General features: G+C 35.5%; 16 protein-coding genes. 3 read left to right on the forward strand and 13 right to left on the reverse strand.

Annotated elements, in window-relative coordinates:
- Both TP70_RS07085 and TP70_RS07090 read right to left on the reverse strand, forming a co-directional pair.
- Positions 1-5,236 (reverse strand): MucBP domain-containing protein (locus TP70_RS07085; RefSeq protein WP_044360605.1); only part of this gene is annotated, 5,236 nt, incomplete at its 3' end.
- Between the two features lie 527 nt (positions 5,237-5,763).
- Entirely contained in the window at positions 5,764-6,024 is a 261-nt protein-coding gene (locus TP70_RS07090) for a hypothetical protein (RefSeq protein WP_044360606.1), read from the reverse strand.
- 432 nt (positions 6,025-6,456) lie between these two features.
- Here TP70_RS07090 and relB point away from each other — a divergent pair, with 432 nt between their 5' ends.
- Together relB and TP70_RS07100 are read left to right on the forward strand one after the other, a co-directional pair.
- On the forward strand, positions 6,457-6,678 hold the full coding sequence (relB, locus tag TP70_RS07095) for a type II toxin-antitoxin system RelB family antitoxin (RefSeq protein ID WP_044360607.1): 222 nt from the start codon (positions 6,457-6,459) through the stop codon (positions 6,676-6,678).
- 1 nt (position 6,679) lies between these two features.
- A complete protein-coding gene (locus TP70_RS07100) occupies positions 6,680-6,949 on the forward strand; it encodes a type II toxin-antitoxin system RelE family toxin (RefSeq protein ID WP_044360609.1) in 270 nt (89 codons plus the stop codon).
- Between the two features lie 394 nt (positions 6,950-7,343).
- Here TP70_RS07100 and TP70_RS07105 read toward each other — a convergent pair whose 3' ends face one another.
- Complete coding sequence (locus TP70_RS07105; protein ID WP_044360610.1) at positions 7,344-8,678, reverse strand: NtaA/DmoA family FMN-dependent monooxygenase; 1,335 nt, start codon at positions 8,676-8,678, stop codon at positions 7,344-7,346.
- 138 nt (positions 8,679-8,816) lie between these two features.
- Here TP70_RS07105 and TP70_RS11810 point away from each other — a divergent pair, with 138 nt between their 5' ends.
- Entirely contained in the window at positions 8,817-9,371 is a 555-nt protein-coding gene (locus TP70_RS11810; protein WP_052502890.1) for a TetR/AcrR family transcriptional regulator, read from the forward strand.
- 399 nt (positions 9,372-9,770) lie between these two features.
- Here the strand turns inward: TP70_RS11810 and TP70_RS11990 are convergent, their stop codons facing one another.
- The 10 genes from TP70_RS11990 to rlmD all read right to left on the reverse strand — a co-directional run bounded on the left by TP70_RS11990 (position 9,771) and on the right by rlmD (position 20,946).
- Positions 9,771-10,493, reverse strand: coding sequence for a hypothetical protein (locus TP70_RS11990; RefSeq protein WP_206168156.1), 723 nt, complete (start codon positions 10,491-10,493; stop codon positions 9,771-9,773).
- Positions 10,494-10,516: 23 nt separating this feature from the next.
- Positions 10,517-11,530, reverse strand: a complete 1,014-nt coding sequence (locus TP70_RS07120) for a helix-turn-helix domain-containing protein (RefSeq protein ID WP_044360612.1) — start codon at positions 11,528-11,530, stop codon at positions 10,517-10,519.
- 128 nt (positions 11,531-11,658) lie between these two features.
- Entirely contained in the window at positions 11,659-12,465 is an 807-nt protein-coding gene (locus tag TP70_RS07125) for an aldo/keto reductase (protein WP_044360614.1), read from the reverse strand.
- A gap of 82 nt (positions 12,466-12,547) precedes the next feature.
- The gene (locus tag TP70_RS07130; RefSeq protein WP_044360616.1) at positions 12,548-13,300 is read right to left on the reverse strand and encodes a hypothetical protein; all 753 of its coding nucleotides are present in this window, start codon (positions 13,298-13,300) and stop codon (positions 12,548-12,550) included.
- 106 nt (positions 13,301-13,406) lie between these two features.
- Positions 13,407-14,291, reverse strand: a complete 885-nt coding sequence (locus tag TP70_RS07135; protein WP_240626962.1) for a Fic family protein — start codon at positions 14,289-14,291, stop codon at positions 13,407-13,409.
- A 497-nt stretch (positions 14,292-14,788) separates the two neighbouring features.
- On the reverse strand, positions 14,789-16,195 hold the full coding sequence (lacG, locus tag TP70_RS07140; RefSeq protein ID WP_044360618.1) for a 6-phospho-beta-galactosidase: 1,407 nt from the start codon (positions 16,193-16,195) through the stop codon (positions 14,789-14,791).
- A 66-nt stretch (positions 16,196-16,261) separates the two neighbouring features.
- Complete coding sequence (locus TP70_RS07145; RefSeq protein ID WP_044360619.1) at positions 16,262-17,956, reverse strand: lactose-specific PTS transporter subunit EIIC; 1,695 nt, start codon at positions 17,954-17,956, stop codon at positions 16,262-16,264.
- Positions 17,953-18,273, reverse strand: coding sequence for a PTS lactose/cellobiose transporter subunit IIA (locus tag TP70_RS07150; protein WP_044360620.1), 321 nt, complete (start codon positions 18,271-18,273; stop codon positions 17,953-17,955). Before TP70_RS07150 ends, TP70_RS07145 begins: the two co-directional genes overlap by 4 nt.
- A gap of 18 nt (positions 18,274-18,291) precedes the next feature.
- Complete coding sequence (locus TP70_RS07155) at positions 18,292-19,125, reverse strand: PRD domain-containing protein (protein ID WP_044360622.1); 834 nt, start codon at positions 19,123-19,125, stop codon at positions 18,292-18,294.
- A gap of 459 nt (positions 19,126-19,584) precedes the next feature.
- Positions 19,585-20,946, reverse strand: coding sequence for a 23S rRNA (uracil(1939)-C(5))-methyltransferase RlmD (gene rlmD, locus TP70_RS07160; RefSeq protein ID WP_044360623.1), 1,362 nt, complete (start codon positions 20,944-20,946; stop codon positions 19,585-19,587).

The following is a 20,946-nucleotide window of genomic DNA, read 5'->3' on the forward strand; positions in this document are numbered from 1 at the left end:
CGTATGGTACTGGTGTATCTTGTGTTGGATCGTTCGGATCCTTCGGTGTTGGTGGTTCATAACCTTTTGTCGGATCGTTTGGATCTTTTGGTTTCAATGGTTCACTTGGATCCTTAGGATCTACTGGAATGAAGCCATCGATGTCTGGTAACGGTGGATTATCCGTTGGATCTTCCGGTGTTTCATCGTAATCGATTGGATCAATTGGGTCACCTGTATTTGGATCTACTGGTGGGTTCAATGGATCGTTAGGGTCCGTTGGATTTTCTGGATCTACTGGAATATACGGAATGTATTTTCCTGGCTCTTCTACAGGTACTTCTGGTGTTGTTGGATCTTTCAACTTGTAGATATAAGTAACGTCTGTGTTACCTTTTACTACTTTACCAGTTTCTTGGTCGCCGTCTTTCACTTTTACAAGCTCATATACTTGACCGTCTTTACCAGTGATTTCTTTCGGAATTTCTGTACCGTTTTCGTTTGTATTGTACTCAGTACCTACTGGTGATTTCGCTGTATCTACAGTTGGATCTTTGATCACATTACCGTTTTCATCTTCGTAATGCACTGTTACTGTACCTGCTGGTACGTATGGTACTGGTGTATCTTGTGTTGGATCGTTCGGATCCTTCGGTGTTGGTGGTTCATAACCTTTTGTCGGATCGTTTGGATCTTTTGGTTTCAATGGTTCACTTGGATCCTTAGGATCTACTGGAATGAAGCCATCGATGTCTGGTAACGGTGGATTATCCGTTGGATCTTCCGGTGTTTCATCGTAATCTATTGGATCAATTGGATCACCTGTATTTGGATCTACCGGTGGGTTCAATGGATCGTTAGGGTCCGTTGGATTTTCTGGATCTACTGGAATATACGGAATGTATTTTCCTGGCTCTTCTACTGGTACTTCTGGTGTTGTTGGATCTTTCAACTTGTAGATATAAGTAACGTCTGTGTTACCTTTTACTACTTTACCAGTTTCTTGGTCGCCGTCTTTCACTTTTACAAGTTCATATACTTTTCCGTCTTTACCAGTGATTTCTTTCGGAATTTCTGTACCGTTTTCGTTTGTATTGTACTCAGTACCTACTGGTGATTTCGCTGTATCTACAGTTGGATCTTTAATCACATTACCGTTTTCATCTTCGTAATGCACTGTTACTGTACCTGCTGGTACGTATGGTACTGGTGTATCTTGTGTTGGATCGTTCGGATCCTTCGGTGTTGGTGGTTCATAACCTTTTGTTGGATCGTTTGGATCTTTCGGTTTCAATGGTTCACTTGAATCTTTTGGATCTACTGGAATGAAGCCATCGATGTCTGGTAACGGTGGATTATCCGTTGGATCTTCTGGTGTTTCATCGTAATCGATTGGATCAATTGGGTCACCTGTATTTGGATCTACTGGTGGGTTCAATGGATCGTTAGGGTCCGTTGGATTTTCCGGATCTACTGGAATATACGGAATGTATTTTCCTGGCTCTTCTACCGGTACTTCTGGTGTTGTAGGTTCTTCAACTTTTTTGTACACATATGTGATTTCAGTTGTACCCTCTACGACTTTACCTTGTTCGTTACCTTTAGTAAGAACTGGTACTAATTCATATTTCACGCCATCTTTTGTAATTGTTGCTGGCTTGTTGTCATCAGCTGTGTTGTAGTCAACGCCTGTTGATGTTGTTGGTGTATCAATCGCATCATCTGCAATTGGGTTACCTTCTGTATCGATGTAGTGTACGATTACGTCACCTTTCACTTCTTTGTAAACATAAGTGACTTCAGTTTTACCTTCTACAACGCTACCAGTTTCTTCACCTTCAGTTTTTTCAGGTACACGTTCATACGTTTTACCGTCTGATGTTGTAATTCTTTCTGGACGGTTGTCTGTTGTATCGTATGGTGTATCAATTTTACTACCTAGTGTATCAACTTTATCTTCAGCAATTTTATTGCCTTCTTCATCTTGGTAGTGAACGATTACATCGCCTGTTGGTGCTTCCGGTGTTGGTTCTGGTGTTACTGGTGTTTCAACTTTTTTGTATACATATGTTACTTCTGTTCTGCCTTCTACGACTTTACCTTGTTCATTACCTTTTGTAAGAACTGGTACTAATTCGTATTTCACACCATCTTTAGTAATTGTCGCTGGTTTGTTGTCATCAGCTGTGTTGTAGTCCACACCTGTTGATGTTGCTGGTGTGTCTAATGCGTCAGCTTGAAGTGTATTACCTTCTGTGTCGATGTAGTGTACAACTACATCACCTTTTACTTCTTTATAGACGTATGTTACATCTGTTGTACCTTCAACTACATTGCCAGTTTCTTTACCTTCAGTTTTTTCAGGTACACGTTCATACGTTTTACCGTCTGGTGTTGTAATTCTTTCTGGACGGTTGTCTGTTGTGTCATAAGGTGAGTCAATTTTACTGTCTTGTGTATCAACTTTATCTTCAGCAATTGTATTGCCATATTCATCTTTATAATGAACGATTACGTCACCAGTTGGTGCTTCAGGTGTTGGTGCTTCAACTTTTTTGTACACATATGTGATTTCAGTTGTACCTTCTACAACTTTACCGACTTCATTACCTTTTGTAAGTGCTGGTACTAATTCGTATTTCACACCATCTTTAGTAATTGTTGCTGGCTTGTTGTCATCAGCTGTGTTGTAGTCAACGCCTGTTGATGTTGTCGGTGTATCAATCGCATCATCTGCAATTGGGTTACCTTCTGTATCGATGTAGTGTACTAATACATTACCTTTCACTTCTTTGTAGACGTATGTTACATCCGTGTTACCTTCTACGACTTTACCTTCTTCGTTACCAATTGTTTTTTCAGGTACACGTTCATACGTTTTACCGTCTTCAGTTGTAATTTTTTCAGGACGGTTATCCTTTGTATCGTAAGGTGTATCTACTGGTGAATTAGGTGTATCAACGACTGGGTCTTTGATCACATTGCCTTCTTCATCTTGATAGTTAACTGTAACAATACCTTGTTTAATGATGGCTGGTTTTTCTTTGTAAACATATGTTACATAGTTTGTACCTTGTCTTACTTTACCTGTTGGGTAGGCACCGTTAACATCTGTTGCACCATAGACATCTCTTAACTTACTTGTTGTTAAGTTACCTTGCTCTGAAACAGAACCTACAACATAATCACCTGCTGGTACAAGTTCATATGTTTTATCGCCTACAGTAATTTCTTGTGGACGATTGTCTGAAACTGTATCGTAGTCAGTTTCAACATCAACATCTGTGACATCTGCAACTTCTTCCTTAAGAACATTACCATTTTCATCAACGTATTGAACAATAACAGTACCTTTATTAATTTGTTCTGGGTTCGTTGTTTCTACCGGGATACCTGTTGCACTTGCATCGTAGTTCAAGTGAACCGCACGAGATGTAAAGGCATCTAAACCTGGTTGAATAACCGGGATTTCCCCTTCTTCAGGTTTAACTGTACCTGTTGCTTTGAATTCGTAAGACGTTAAATCTGAACCATCTGGTTTTTTAACAGTGATTGTTGAGTTGTCTAGCGTACCGCCTACATTAACAAACGTATCTTTATCAAACTTAATACCTAAGCGTGAAGAAGTACCTGTTTGAAAATCATCCATTGGGTTTTGGAATGATGTAATAATACGACCTGGTTTTGAGTAATCTCCATGGAAACGAAGTGTAATCGTACGCTTGTCATCAGAAATTTTTTCAATTGTGTAGTACATATTATCAGGCGTTACATAAAGTTTACCGCCATCTGCATTCGCATTTTTCTGTTTCGTATCCATATCTTCAAATGGGATATAGTAAACTGGTAAACGTTGACCAACTTCAAGCTTATCAGTATCCCATGTATACGTATTTTTATTCGGATCAGTCGGTGATGAAACTGTCGTTACGAAACCATCTGGCATCCCACCAACTTGACCTGAAAGTTGTACAAGACCATCACTAATTGTTTCAGTTAAGAACCCTACGTCAGATCCCGGCGTGTTAGTACGATAGTCATAAACTGTTGCATCCATACCTACAAAAGCGTGTAAGTTTGTACGGTTACCTGTATCATAATCAGCCTTACTTCTATCGTCATTTTGAGCTACAAGACCTTGGAAACCTGTATTGTAAATACTACGTTTGAAGTTTTGGGCATTTGCATCGTCCCATGCTGGTAGCGTATACGCACTTGTGTATACAGTTTTATCATTAATTTTTACTTTAAATTGTGTTTGACGATCTTCAGTACCTGCTAATGTTTGTTTAGATGTGTTACCAGCAACTGTTGCTGTAACATCTTTCAAACCTTCCACATTTTCAGTGAAAGTAACTTTGTATTTAATCGCCATTGTTGTTAGACTACCATCGTTTTTAAGGTTAAAACGTGATTGATCTTCAGAATCTGTACCTCTAACGAAGTCACTTTCATAGTTAACACGTTCAACTGTTGCAATAACTGGACCTTCACCATCAGTTGTCGATGATTTCATACGGAAAGTTCTAGGTAAAGCAATCGGTACATCTTGTGTTTCAACGAAGAAATAGTCACCTTGGTGTAATGGTTGATCACCAAATGAGAATTTAATGCTTGTACCTGCGTTGTTGTAAATAGTAGGTGTTTCATCTAAACCCCTATGTGAACTAATTACTGTTACTTCAGGTGTTACTTGTGTACCTGTTGGCGCTGTTTGTGCTACAGGTTCTACAGCTGCACGTAAGTATGTTGTTGGTACTGATTGCGTACCAGATGTTGTTGCAGGTTCTGATGTTTCAGTCGCTGCTGCTCGTGTTGCTGTTGTTGGTTCTGAAGTATTTTCAGACGCTGTTGAATCTGTTGGCGCTGATACTGTAGCAGTTGATTCTGCTGGTTGTTCAGTTGCCTCAGTACTTTCTGCAGGTGCAGCTTCAGTAGTTGCTGTATCTGCTGCTGTTGAATCTGTGCTTGACGCTTCTGGTTGCGCTTCAGCTGTTGTATCAGCAGTTGGTTCTGCTGTGTCTGATACCGGTTCCGAAGCTGTAGAAGAAGCATCTTCTGTTGCCGTACTTCCACTAGTTTCACCCGTTGCTGATGCGTCAGATGATGAATCAGCTGGTTGTGTTTCTGATGATGTTGTTGTCTCAGCCGCTGATGCAGAATCAGCACCCATAATTAATGCAGTTCCTAACAATGCAGAACATACACCAAAAGAAAACTTACGGATTGAGAAACGGTGTTTTTGTTTAAATAACATATGTTTCCTCCTTTTGCACCTTAATTTAAACTAAATCTAAAAATGCAAAGTATTTAATCGAATATTAATTCACACCAAAAATTATTTGGAGTTTAGGTTTATTTGTAACCAATATAAAAGTATCTCTTATTTTTTACAAAATCAAGTTACATTTTTAATAGTTGTACCAATAAATGATATTTTCTTTGTTTTATATAAAAGTATTATATGGTTTACAAAGAAGAATTATATATTTTTATCCAAAGCAAGTCTAGCAAAAATTACTGGTGCGCAACAGAATTTTTCCTAGACTTGCTTTTACGCATTAAATTAAAGCGATTTCATGTTATTTAACATTATTTATGTATAAAAATATTTACTGTCAAATATTAATATTTTGTGAATTTTTATTAACCTTATAAAGAAATGGTCAGTCTGAGATTACTATTTACATTCTTATATAACCTATAAAAGTTATATGTTTTACTTTTCATTGATATCAATAAAAAAATGGATAACATACCTATTCAGGTACATCGTCCATTTAACTATTGAACTTCTATTATTTTTTCCACATGTTTTATCGCACTATCTTTTTTATGATTTTCAAATTCAGCAAAATATGAAAATCTATATTGTCTCTCGTCCTTTTTCGCATTCCCATATAATGATGACAATTTACCATGAGAAAGTATGTACATCACTTCAATCGTGTCCATCTTTTCCTCTGTCATTTGTTCAATCACATAATTAAGTAACATCATTTGTTTAGGTGCATTGCCACAATTCATTGGTTTGATTACTTCCACCTTTTTACACTCCTATTCTACTATCGCATTATATTTCTCTACTTATATATAAATTATCCGAATCAATATCCACTACTATCTTTTTCTGGTTGTCTTACAATTTCTAAAGTACCTGTTCGTTCAAGGTTCAAGCTATAACGTTTCTAACATTAGCTGCTAGTTTTCTAAATCAATCATCATTAGAATAGCTTTGTATGTTTCAACATAAGACATCCCTCTTTAAGCGTGTTAAATATTATAACGTAATTGGGATAGAATATGGACTAACTTCTCACGATTTATGCTTGTGAAAATGCTGATCCTTATTATTTTAAACAAGAAGGCATTTCTAGCTTAATGTTTTCACAATGATGTACGTGTTAATTGGTACTTATAAAAAGATGATATTGTGATACAATGTGTTACACTAACTATAGAAAGGGGGATAAACCAATGACGACGATTACTGTTAGACTGAATGAAAGTGAAGAAGCACTATTTAATGGTTATTCTGAAATTTCAGGACAAAGCATTTCTACACTCTTAAAAAAGGCATTAACCAAACAAATGGAAGATGAATATGATTTAAAAGCATATAAAGAAGCTTATGAAATCTATCAAAAAGATACACAAACACTTTCTCATGCTGATTTTAAGAAAGAATTGGGGTTCTAATATGTTTCAGGTAGCATACACTAAAAAAGTACAAAAACAAATCAAAAAACTAGATCGCTCTGTTCAATATTTATTATTGTCATGGATTGACAAAAATTTAGAGGGTACCGATAGCCCTCGCCAACTTGGTAAACCTTTAACAGCAAATCGTACGAATCAATGGCGATACCGTATCGGCCATTATCGGCTTTTGTGTGACATACAAGATGATAAAGCCATTATTTTAGCACTTGAAGTTGGTCATAGCAGCAAATTTTATAAAAATAATTAAACGTTCTTTCCAGAGATACTTCCATCACTTTCATCCCTTCATACTAATTTGCATTTTATAGTACTTCTGTTTTCAATCATTTCCCGTATATCTTATAGAATCCACAAAATTATCAATGTAGAGTTTTCTATGGTTTTAGTAGTACCCATTCATAGTGTTCACCTCAGTGATATCATACCGTCAGCCTTATAATGCGCTAAATGGAACACGTATCTCATTCCTACGCGTTCCATTTTTTATTATTTATTAATTTTTCTACATGACACTTCTAGTCTCTTGGCTCATACTGCTTGTCGATACCTAAATGATCACGTAATGTGGATCCTTCGTAATCTTCATGGAACAGTCCACGTTTTTGAAGAACTGGTACTACTTTTTCATAGTACTGTTCTCATTATTTCTCTTCTTTTTCCAAACCATACTGATACGGTATGCCGAAGTTTTCTCTTAACGTATCGCCTTCATAATCTTTATGGAAAATACCTCTTTCTTGTAGAATTGGTACTACTTCATCTACAAATCGTTGCAAGTCAACTTCATAAACATTAGGCATGACCCAGAATCCATCTGCGCCACCTTCTTCAAACCATTCAGTTAAATGATCCGCGATATCTTCTGGTGTCCCTACTGCTGCTGGGTGATAGTCAATCACAGAGTGGTAAACGACGTAACGAAGCGACCAGCCTTCACGTGCTACTTTTATAATATTTTCTATTCTCGGGTCGCTGTACGGTGTGACAACGACGCTATCCAAAATTTTAGAATCAATTGGCTTATCAATATCAGCCATTGAAAATTGTACACCTAATGCATATCCTATTTGTGCTACCCTTTGATAGAATGTTTGTTCATCCATAAATTGCGCATGACGGTCTAAAGCTTCCTTCTTCGTATCTCCTATTAACGGCATAACACCTGCGATATATTTAATCTCTTCAGGATTTCGACCATTATCAACAGCAGCCTGTCTCAGCGCATTACGCATTTCTCTCCCTTGCTCAATCGTCCAAACTTCTCCAATCATCGCATTCGCATATTTTCCTGCGTAAGCAATACTATTGGCAGAACCGCCTGAGTGAAAAATAACAGGTTGTCCTTGTTTTGATGGTGGTATTGGAAGTGTTCCTGTGCTTTCAACATATTTACCTTTGATAGATATTGATTTAACTTCATCATAATCAGCAAAAATTTTATTTTCTCTATCAAGTTTTAAAGCATCTTCTCCCCAAGTGCCCCATAACGTTTGAACCGCTTCAGTAAATTCATAAGCTTTTCCATAACGATCAAAACTCGTTGATAACTTAACGCCATAAGCACTCGCACTCACACCATTAGCACCCGTCACAGCATTCCAAGCAGCACGTCCCTTACTAATAGCATCTAGTGATTTAAATTGTCGCGCAACTTCGTAAGGATTATTCCAAGATGTTGCTTTTGTAATTCCTAATCCTATATGTTTCGTATTGTGCGCAATAACCGTTGCGATTAATAAAGGATCTACGCCCATAGTTTGGACATTTCCATTGTTAGTTTCTTTTGTTCCCGGAAAATCACCAAAGAACATAAATTGGAATTTCCCTTTTTCTGCTAATTGGGCTGCCTTAATGTCATATGATACATCAGGATATGTTTCAAAGTTTATTTTTGGATCTGTCCAAGATTTAAAGCTTAGACCTGGCGTACCAAACATGGCTAACCCTAGCATCATTTGCTTTTTATTTTCTGACATCTTAATTTCTCCTTATACGTAATACTTGTTTTTTCGTTTTATTTTTGTTAGTTATTTATTGTACACTTGTAATTTAGCGTGGTCAATTTACACTTTTGGCATAAGTGTCACTTATAATCTTTAAAGGAGTTTTGTATCATGCAAGATTTAAGATTTAGAAGAATAGAAGAAAATTTAAGGGATGCCCTATTAACACTATTAAGGAAAAAAGACTTTCATAAAATTACTGTGACCGATATATGTCGAACAGCAAAATGTTCTAGAAACGCATTTTATTTACACTATGAAAGTAAAGAAAATCTGTATAATGCCATTCTTATGGATATTATCTTAGATATAGAAGATAGTTGCCGCCCTGTTGTTGAGAAGCTTTCCGACATTGGTGTCACAGAATCTAAAGAATATTTAACTAATATCTTGAATACTGTCGAAAAACATCGACCGATTTTATCTCAACTACTAGAAAACAAACAAGTAGATTTTTCTAACAATTTGAAGAATAGCATGGTCCAAGCTATGCGTACCAATTCTGAAAAAATGAATTCTGACGTTGATTCAGGCTACATATATTATATTGCTAGTGGCATTGTAGGTTTTATAGAATATTGGATCATCCATACCGACTACACATTAGAAGAAGCAAAAGAAAAACTTTTTCAAATCACCTTTCAAAATTCTTATTATAATTCGTGAACTTGTTCAATATTATGCTTGTTTCCCTATCAAAAGTAAGTTCCGAACAGTCATTCTAGGAATCGTAGGAAATAGAATGAGGCATAGTGAAAATTTATAAACGGTAGTATTTTAAAGTGACATAGAGATGCACTGCGTGGCTGAATAAATTGATTTCAGTAAAGTAAGCAAACTTTTTAACTTTATAACAGCAAAAAAAATCCCCTACCATCTCAGTAAAGGAAATTTGTACGTTCATACAATACATTTTATCTCTACTACGATGGTAATGAATTGCATTTAGACGCAATTATTGATGAAATTGTGGAAAGTATTTTACTCTTGAATTATAATCGCTGAAATCAAATATACTAATCTAGATAATTATATACCGTTTACTCCTTAAGCTTTCTTATATTTTTATTGCGTTAAAAACTGTTGTAATATCTCAAAAGTTTCATCCTTTGAAAACAAAATATCTTTATTTTCAGGTATTGATTGAATATCATTGGATAATAACTCGATAAATTCTTGCATATCCAATTTAATCGTTTCAGATACGTTTAAATTAGATAACATATCATCTTCAAAAAGCAATGCAGTTAATCTTGTAATATCATTCAAATGCTTTTTGATTTTCTTACTCAAACCGCGTTCTCCATTTTTAGCACGTTTAGACATATCAAGCCATGCCTTTGCTTTGAACACAATAAGTCCACGATTACTTAATACAGAATAACCGTTAATAACTTTGCGTTCATGTACTAACAATTGATAATAACCCTCATCTAGTAATAAAGCTGAAAGACTAGCATATTCATCAAAATGCACTGGCGTTTCTCTACTGACTTTTTTCAATGGATATTCAGGAAGCTTACTAAAAAGTTCTATCATTTCTGGGAAACCAGGCTTTTTAGTTGTAAATCGAAATAGTTGTGTTTTATTACCTTTTCTACTCTCAGTGTACTCCCCTTGCTCCAAAAACTTAGTCAAAGTATCATAAAATGCTTTGTTTTTTAATTCATCCATAATGACCATATCATAATCTTTAGTTGTACGACTTTCAAAACCTTGTGCATCTAAAATAATAGATGTTGCTGTTCCGCCAATCAGTACATAATAATCGCTATAATCTTGAAACATTTCACGAAAAAATAGGCTTTAGATTAGCTGGCATTGTTTCCTCCTAAATAATCAATAATTTTCTGATTTAGGATTTCTATCTCTTCCTCAATTCTTGGATCATCGTCATCTTTTAAAGTTAAATATAAAGAAATTGGGTCAACCATCATTTCATTATTTTCTTGGTGCCATATGGACCAAACTGTCTGTTCATATTCAAAAGGTATCGGCTCATATACCCATATTTCTATTCTATGACCTTCAAACACATTTTTTTCTAGTTCTTTTTCAATTGTTTTGTATTCTTTTTTAGACAAAGCATAATTTCCACGTTGTTTTGTATGAGATAACATACCTAAATATGATAGTGCTTTTAAATATGAAGTCTTAAAAGTTACTTCTCTTCTAAACTTTTGATAATCGTCATCACTAATAATAGTTACTTCTTTTACTGGGTTTTTCAAAAATGGTATAGCTTCTTGAAAAATGTTCTCTTTCGGTTTCAAAAATTGATATGATTGATGTTTATTTGTCAGCCAGCCTCTGTTCTTTAAAACTTTAAAAGTTCGATACAAACTAGGAATTGCTAGATTTGTCACTTGGCTTATCTTCTCCATATCAATCACAGTGCTAGAACTATGCAACAATAAGGCAATTAATACGCGTTGTTCTGTTGAGGTAAGTAATTGGTTTAAAGATGGAAGATTCTTACTTGAAGAAAAGAGAAATCCTAATTGTGGGATATACGCATTTTCTTGAAAGTCGAGATAAGGAACACCAATCTGCATGAGTTTCTTTTTATTCGTATCTGATAACTGGCTAAACACTAATATAATATCTTTGTTCACTTGTTTTTCAATCGCTTGAGCCTGCTTAACAAAATTCTCTAAACTCCCACTTCTCTTCTCTTTTATTAGTAGAAATGATTTCTCCATAATATTTAATGTTGCATACTCATAACGTTTTTGAAAGATAATTGGCAAACTTAGCGTTGTAGATTGAACCTTGACTTCAAAATGAAAAGCCTGAAATACTTTCTTTATTTTCGTAACTTCCATTGCGCTCCCTCTTTTTATCAATATATTTGTATATTATCAAAAATTTTGATAAAAATCAATTTTACTGATAAAAACGACAATGATAAACCTCTACAAGTATGTTCCCTCGAGTTAAACATCAAATCTACTTAATATTCTGTCCATGAAAATAAAGTTGTCCCTTTATCCAAAGACTGAATCATGCGCATTTCTTCTGGCAATAATTTGAAGTCAAAAATATGACTATTTTCTTCTAAACGTTCGATATGTTTTGTTTTTGGAATGACTGCTACCCCACGTTGTGTCATGAAACGCAATACAATTTGCGCAGGTGTCTTTTTATATTTATCTGCAAGTTGCACCAATACTGGTTCTTTTGCGATGTCGATTTTTCCTTGTCCTAATGGTGACCATGCTTGCATAACCGTTCCATGCGCTTTTAATTTTTGGTGTAATGCCCATTTTTGAAATTGTAAATGACACTCCACTTGATTGACCATAGGTATTGGTTGTACATTTTGAATAAACTGTTCAAAACGTTTTTCATCATAGTTTGAAATGCCGATTGCTTTAACTTTTCCTTCGTCATAAGCTTCAACCAATGCTTCATACATCGCACAATCATGCGCATATGGTTCATGAACAAGCATCAGATCAATATATTCTAAATTTAAGTTATCTAGAGAACGCACGATTCCTTCACATGCTTGTTGATAGCCATTACTACGACTATCTAATTTTGTCGTAATAAATAAATCATCTCGTTTTACTGATGTTTGGGCGATCGCTTGACCTACTTCTTTTTCATTGTCATACATTTGAGCTGTATCAATAAGACGATAGCCTAATTGTAATGCTTCTGAAACAAGGGATGTGCATGTGTCGCCTCTTAGATTCCAAGTTCCTAGACCTAGAAGCGGCATACGTGCACCTGTATTTAATGTGATATATTCCATTTTTATCGCTCTCCTTAGTCCATTAGTTATATAGAAAAAATCATCTGTAATCAAATTTCTTTTAATTCTATTTTGATCAATATTATGAATTATTTCTATATCTTGCAGAAATATCAATTAATTGCTCTCCAACTAATTTAATGAAATTATCAGTTTCTTTTTTAGTAATAACCCTTTCTTCAATAACTTCAGACACTGCTTGATAGTCATCTATATCCACTTTGTAATTCGTTCTATTCGTTGGACTTTTGACAACATAAAAAGTTTTGGCAGTCTCATTTCCCCTGGTTAACATTTTTAAAATAATTTCTGATATTTCTAGAGAAAATTGAAAGGGAACAAAAACATCTTTTTTTCTTACCATAGGCAAAAATGATTTATCTTTATCAGCTACACATGTGTATAATTTCTCTCTATTATGCTCATTTAAATTCCCATTACTCATTTCGGGCAAATGATATCTTATGGCATCCATTGAAAAAATATTTGTATCTAGATTATGTTCAAACCTTTCTCCTCTTTTTGGCCACTCCCAGATGTTTTTTGCTTTTAAAACTGTGTCTATTTCAAAAACTGTGCTTTTTTTATCTACTCTTGCTACAAAAATAAAATATACTTCATTCTCTCTCTTTTCCACTAGCCTACGTATATCACTAGACAACGCACTCTCTGAATGACAAAATGAATATAAAAATTCTGTTCCAAAAATATATGGGTCCTCATTCTTATTTAATTCCCTAAATCCATCAAAACTAATATTAAACACATTACCTTCAATCTCAACATTTTCTATTTTTTGACGAATAGGATGCCCAACAATGACATAATGAATCATAATATACCACTCCATCCAGTACTTAATATCGTTAAATTTATATTACTAGGTCTCATAAAAAAGAACTGTTAGAAATTTATTTATCAGTTTATAAAAACATTAACTACTACCCTAAAATATTTAAATACCTGTCCAACATTTTATTAATATACTTTGCAAATAAATCTTCCATAGCAGATAAAGTACCTTTTGAATGGTAACTATCAAATGCCTCATAATAAGCAAGTCTATCTGTAAATTTAATGTCAATAGGAGGGTACCCCGCCTTCATTAACTCTAAATTCACCAAAAGTCTTCCTGTACGTCCATTGCCATCAATAAATGGATGAATACTTTCAAAGTCAATATGGAACCGTGCAATCTTAGTAATCAAGCTATCCATACTTTCTCTGTATTCTATTAATAGTCGTTCCATTAAAGGCTGAATCATATACGGTTGAGCAGGTACATTAGCCGCGCCCATAATACGAACTGGTACTCTACGATAAATGCCGCGGTCATGCTGTTTATCAGACAATACTAAGTAGTGAATATCTTTAATGACTTGCTCTGTCAAAGTTTGATTTTCAGAAACAAGTGTTCGAACATATTGAAATGCGTCACGATGCCCAATTGCCTCCATATGATCTTTCAATGGCTTTTGATCAATCGTTAAGCCGCGCAAAACCATATCTGTTTCGCGTAATGTTAAAGTATTGCCCTCAATAGCATTTGAATTATAAGTATATTCAACCATAAACTCTTCATTTAACCGCTCTAATTCTCCAGCTGTTAAGGGACGAAGAGTTGATAGTTTTTGAAATTTTTCTTCTATTATAGGTAAAAGGCTTTCTGTCTTTTTATATCTATTGTCTGATGGTTTCTGTGCATCCACAGGAATTTTCCACGCTCTTCCTTCTTTAATTGCTCCGGGAATTCTGCCTTCTTTACTCAATATTCTTATGCGTCTATCTGATATGCCCCAAAGTTCTGAAGCTTGTTTTACAGTCATATACATCATCATACGCCTCTCTTTCAATACTTATTATACTAAAGTACGGAACAATAGGCATTTTTTCGGAAGAACATATTTGATTTAACGGAACAATAGAAGCTTTATCATTTATACGTGCTATACTTTGAATTTACTTAGAATTATCATTAGATTGGGGCTGGGACATAGGAAATTTTTTTAAATAAGTAAGCAAATATTTGTAAATGGCAGTAGGTGTCTGAAGTGAAAATGCGTTTTAAAAAACTTTTTTCACTTCTAGTCACCCTTGCCGGGGCGGGACGACGAAAGCTTTTGGTAAAAATAAGCTTTCTGTCCCGCTCCCAACTGTATAACTTCAATAGGAACGTCGAAAATATTAAAAATACAAGGATTGTGTATAGCACAAAAATTCCGGCTTGTGATCCAACGATATTCTAATTCACACGCTTTAACTTAGTTTATGCAGAAGTCGCCCACCTATAGAGGAGGGCGACTTTTGCATAAACTAATATTGTTTACTCAATCACTTGTGTCTCAGCTAATTTCTTATACCAATAGGCAGATTTTTTAGGATAGCGTTTCTGTGTGGCAAAATCTACATAAAATAAACCATATCGTTTTTCATAGCCATTAGACCAAGAAAACACGTCCATTAATGACCAAATAAAATAGCCTTTTACATTGGCACCGGCTGTAATGGCATCTGATATTGCTTCTAGATGCTGTTTAACGTAATCAATACGTGCATCATCATATACTGTATGATTTTCAAATGTATCTTTATAACCGAGCCCATTTTCAGTGATGTAGATTTTTTTATAATTTGGATATTCTTTTTTCACACGCATAATTTGGTCATATAGTCCCTGTGGATAGATAATCCAATCCCAATCTGTTTTTGGAACATTTGTTGGTGCGACTCTGCGTCCCACTCCTTTGATTTGATATTTAGAACTTCCTTTTTCTCCCTTACCATTATGAATGATTTCAGTTTCTCCGTCATAAGCTTGCATCCAATCACTCATATAATAGTTAATCCCTAGAAAATCATTTAAATCTTTGGCAGTCTCTAATATCTCAAAGTCTTCATCGCGTAAATCCAATGAACCACCATTTTCCTCCAGCATATGCTTAACACCTGCCATCGTTGTATCAGAATAGTGACCTAAATATGTGGCATCTAATATGAATCGATTGTGAATAATATCTTCTAATTCAGCTGCACGTACGTCTTCTGGATTATCTACATTGAATGGATATTTCGTCGGTAGTGCGTGGACGACACCAATTTCACCAGAATAACCTTTGTCTTTATATAATTTAATTGCTTTTGCATGTGCAACCATCATATTGTGATGCGATTGAAATACTTTTGAAAGGTCGTATTGGATACCTGGTGGAAACTTTCCAACTAGATATTGTCCGTCTCCAATAGGTCCTATTTCATTAAAGGTCGTCCAATAATTCACTTCCGAAAACTCTTCAAAACAAAAGGCTGCATATGTTAAAAAGTGCTCGATATTTTCACGATTTAGGAAATCGCCATTATCATGTAGTACTTTCGGTGTATCAAAATGATGTAGTGTCACAAAAGGTTCTACATGATGTTGATGACAGGCTTTAAAAAGATTGTGATAATATTCTACCCCTTTTTGATTAATTGTCCCTTCACCATTCGGAAATATTCGAGACCATGCGATTGAAATTCGAATACCATTGATACCATATGCTTCTGATAGCGATAAATCGACTGGATATTTATGATAGAAGTCACTTGCAGGTTCTGCGGTATACCAGTAATTCTCCTCTAAATACTGATCCCATGCGACCGGTCCTTTTCCATCTGTTTTTGTTGCACCTTCTGCTTGATAAGCTGCTGTAGCACCACCAAATATAAAGTCCTTTGGTAATTTTTTTGTCATATCGACACCTCTTCTATTTATTGAGATATACTAAATTCTATTCTAATTTTGCTTTCTATGATCAATTTAGTTATTTTCCATCTGTGCTTTTACAAATGCCAACGCACCTTGTCCATCACGTGTTAAACGAATGTATTGGGCACCTTCTGTTTTTGCTAATTTAATACCCAGCTTATCTGTTTCAAGCTTCATATCGTCATAATTCGAAACAACCTGTGGCGCAAGAATGACTAATTGATATTGCGATAATATTTCACGGTGTGCACCATAACTACCTGCTGCCGCTTTCACTGGCGTTCCATATTCTTCAGCAGCCTTGTTCAATGCATTCGCTAATAGGCCGCTTGTACCACCGCCCGCACACAATACGAGTACATTTGTCTGTTCTGTGATTGCCTGTGATTCAAGTGTGTCGGCTTTTGCCAAAATAGCATCAGCTTTTTCTGTATTAAAATTTTCGGCAACTTTTTCTTTTAAAGCATTAGATGACTTGCCTGAACGTTCTTCTTCTAAGATTTGTTGGTCATATACTTTTAAAAATGGATAGTATATGAGTACATCTACTACGATTAATGTCACGGCTAGGATAATAGACCAAAAACCAAAACCTGTTCCCATAATAATGCCGATAGGACCTGGTGTTGTCCACGGTAGATTGACACTGAAGCTATTCATACCAAGAATATCTACAAATGCTTTGAATATCCATACATTGACAATAGGTGCAGATACAAATGGAATGAAAAATATTGGATTTAATACGAGTGGTGCACCAAATAATATCGGCTCATTCACGCCGAAAAATGTTGGTACGACTGATGCACGTCCAATTGCTTTATTACGTTTGGATTTCGTCAACCACATGAACATAAATGGAACAACGAGAGTGGCACCTGTTCCACCCATCGTTACAATGAACATCTGTGTCCCAGATGTAATGATTTTATCTGCATGCGCACCTGATTGTAGAAGTTGGAAGTTTGTTTCTACATTGGCGTATGTGATTGCGGCAATCGCTGGTTCAACAATGGATGGTCCGTGTATTCCGACAAACCAGAAAAAAGCAAATGCACCAAAAATGATCGTTATTCCAAGATAACCATCTGCTGCTGTAAACAAAGGTCCGAGTAACTTACCAATTGCTTCTGCTACACTTGTTCCTACAAAATAGCGTACGATGATATCTATTGCATATATCGTCAATAATGATAACGTAAACGGTATTAAATCTTTAAACACTTGTGAAATATTAGGTGGAACTTCTTCAGGCATACGGATAGATACATTGTTTTTCACACATACATTGTATATATTAACAACGATGAACGCTGATACAAATGCTGCTAAAAGCCCTTTTGTTCCTAAAAAGCCACTTGAAAATCCATCTTCTAATGCATCCGACGCTAAAATTAAGAACCCTGTAATCGCTGCAAGCATCGTTGATAAATAGTTAATTTGATTGGTACTTTCTAAACGACGATTAAAAGAATCCGTTAGTGACTTAGCCGTTGTCCCTGCAACAAGCAAAGCGACGATGCCCATCGTATAGTTGTATGGTTTCATTAAAGCATCAACAACTTCTTGACCCCATTCATAGCCAAAAATATTTGGAACATACGTAATCAATAAAAAGAGACTCGAAAATAAAATAACAGGCATACTTGCGATAAAGCCATCGCGGATTGCACGTAAGTAAATATTACGTGATACCTTCTCAAAAAATGGTTTCCCTTTCTCAATTTGAGCAATTAAGCCATTCATTGTTTCACACCTCTTTTATAAAGCTCAACCATATGCTTCATTATGTCTTTTAAAAGTAATGTCGTCATCAAATGATCCTGACCATGCATTAATGTCACGCTATATGGCAAGTCTTCACCTGCTGCTTCTTGTTGCAATAAGCTTGTTTGTGCATTGTGTGCTTCAATTATGCTCATATTCGCTGATTCAATAAGTGCTTCAGCTTCTTCAAATGCTCCACGCTCTGCTGCTTTTAATGCCTCTAACAATTTCGAACGTGCTTCTCCTGCATATGATACAATTTCAAAACCTAAAAGTGTAATTTCTTCTCTATTCATGTTGATTTCTCCTTTTTATTAAAATAAACGTTGCACATGTATTGCGATATAAAACTTCTCGCTTTCAGGTATAGGTACGTCTGTTTCTGAAGCGATAATGTCAGATATTTTTGTTCCGACTTCATACGCTTTCGGATAGGCAACTTGAATGTGCTGAGCCATATCCATTAAAGTACTGTTATCCTGTGAACTATGTGCTAAATCATGCAGAAAATAAGTCAGATGAATCATAAATCGGTCGTAAAAGTTACAATTTGACTCTGTGCGTCTAATGCCCAAACGTTCTAATTCGTCTTTAACTTTTGGCAAAACGCTCCTTGTTATATCTACACTCTGTTTTTTTTCAATTGGTGTTACCCCTTTGGCATTGATAAAATGTAATGCGATTCGCTCAATTTCATCATCAGGAAATGTAGACAGTAGTTTTTGTCGAAATATGTTCAAAGCCTCTTTCGCCATCGCATATTCTATACTGTATTCTTGTGAAAAATTCGGTAACTTACTATATTGATAAGTGTCTTCTAATACCGCTTTATATGAACAGTGAATATGGTCTGTTAACGTTACATATAAATACTCTTGAACTGGATACGCATACTTTTCAGTTAACATTTCAATTACATCATATGTAACAGTAATAAAATCAAGTGGCACATCTTTTAATAACGACATAAAGTTCTCCCTAGATGCGGCACTTTTGAGTGAAAAAACTTTTTCAACCTTGTCTTTGACGATTAAGTCACCTTTACGTTTTTGAAACGTTATGCCGAGTCCCATCACAACAAATTGCTGATCATACGCATCTTTTACAAGTGCGACGTTATTATTGAGTGCTTGTAAAACACGATACATGTAATCCCTCCTTATCCTGTCGAATTATGGGTAAAAAAAAGAGACTACAAATAAACAAAGAGTCATCGCTCTTTCGTTCATCTGTAGTCTCGCCTATCCGAAATAGTCACAATCTACCCGTATTTGATTTATACTTTATTTATATCATGCGGTTATCTAAATGTAAACCCTTTCTGTTCGAAAAAGTTATTTTTTGTTCTAATAAGTTTGCTTTTTATTAATTATTATTTTGCCCCATCATCACGCTATCATTAAAGTAAGCGTTACGTTGTCATTCAATAACCATTTTAAATACTCAAATTAGTCTATTCACTACATCAATACTTTTATTGAAAATACAATATATCTATTTCAAATTCACATGCACGCTCTTTCTATATCATACACCGCACTTGCCATATAAATTTTTCTTCATTCACTTTTCTATTTGTCACTGTTGAAAGATTTAGAGCCCTATAATTATCTTCTCTCCAACAACGCTACTGTCTCAACGTGTGTCGTATGCGGGAACATATCAACAGGAGTAATTTCGATAACGTCATACTGGTCTTTCAATAAGTCGACATCACGTAATTGTGTGCTTGGATTACATGACACATACACAATACGTTCGGGTGCGAGTGCTTTTAATGTCTCGATAAATGTTGGATCGCACCCTTTGCGTGGTGGATCGACTGTTACGACGTCAGGTTGAATGCCTGTACGTTGCCAATCTAATATAACTGACTCTGCGGGTCCAGCTACAAATGTTGTATTGTCATAACCGTTGTGTTTTGCGTTACGTTTTGCATCTTCTATCGCTTCTGGCACGACTTCAACGCCGTACACGTGTTTTGCTTTGTCTGCCATCGACAATGCAATCGTCCCTATGCCGCAATATGCGTCTAACACTACTTCATTACCTGTCAATTGTGCATAGTCGACCGCAATTTGATACAGTTTTTGTGTTTGAATCACATTAATTTGATAAAAAGATAAGTCACTAATTTCAAAGTTGATGTCGTTTAAAGTGTCTTCAATGTAGTCTTTGCCATATAACGTATACGATGTTGGTCCCATGATAACGTTTGATTTCGCTTGATGTCTATTCATTTTCACACTTGTAATCATCGGAAATTTTCGTGTTAATGCGTCTACAATCGCTTGTGACTGTGGCAATTTTTTACCATTCACAACTAAAATAACCATCACTTCGTTTGTGAAATGACCGATACGAATAACGACGTGACGCAATAGTCCTTGATGTTTTTGCTCGTTATACGTTGTAATACCAAATTGTTGTACCAATTGCTTAATCTCACGCATAATTTGATTTTGTATCTCATCTTGTATTAAACATGTGTCCATGTCGATAATATCGTGGCTACGTTGACGATAAAAGCCCATTTGTGTTGTCCCATCTTGTGCTGTTCCTACTGGTATTTGTGTTTTATTACGATAATGCCATGGATCTGACATCCCCACTGTCGGATGAATGGGTACGTCTGGCATTTTACCTTTACGATGAAATAAATTCACGACTTGTTCTCGTTTCATATCAAGTTGTGCTTCATACGATAAATGTTGTAACTGACAGCCGCCACATTTTTGATAATAATCACAAGGTGGTGTGACACGGTTTGTACTTTCTTCCACAACATCAATCAGCTTACCAAAGCCAAAGTTTTTATTAACTTTAATGACTTTATAACGTATCGTTTCGTCCGTTAACGCTTGTGGGACAAAAATTGGGTAGCGATCGACTTTGACGACACCATGTCCTTCGTGTGTTAGATCGACCACACGTCCTGTATATGTTTGATTCTTTTCAACGATTGGCAC

Source organism: Staphylococcus microti (assembly GCF_000934465.1).
Classification (GTDB): Bacteria; Bacillota; Bacilli; order Staphylococcales; family Staphylococcaceae; genus Staphylococcus; species Staphylococcus microti.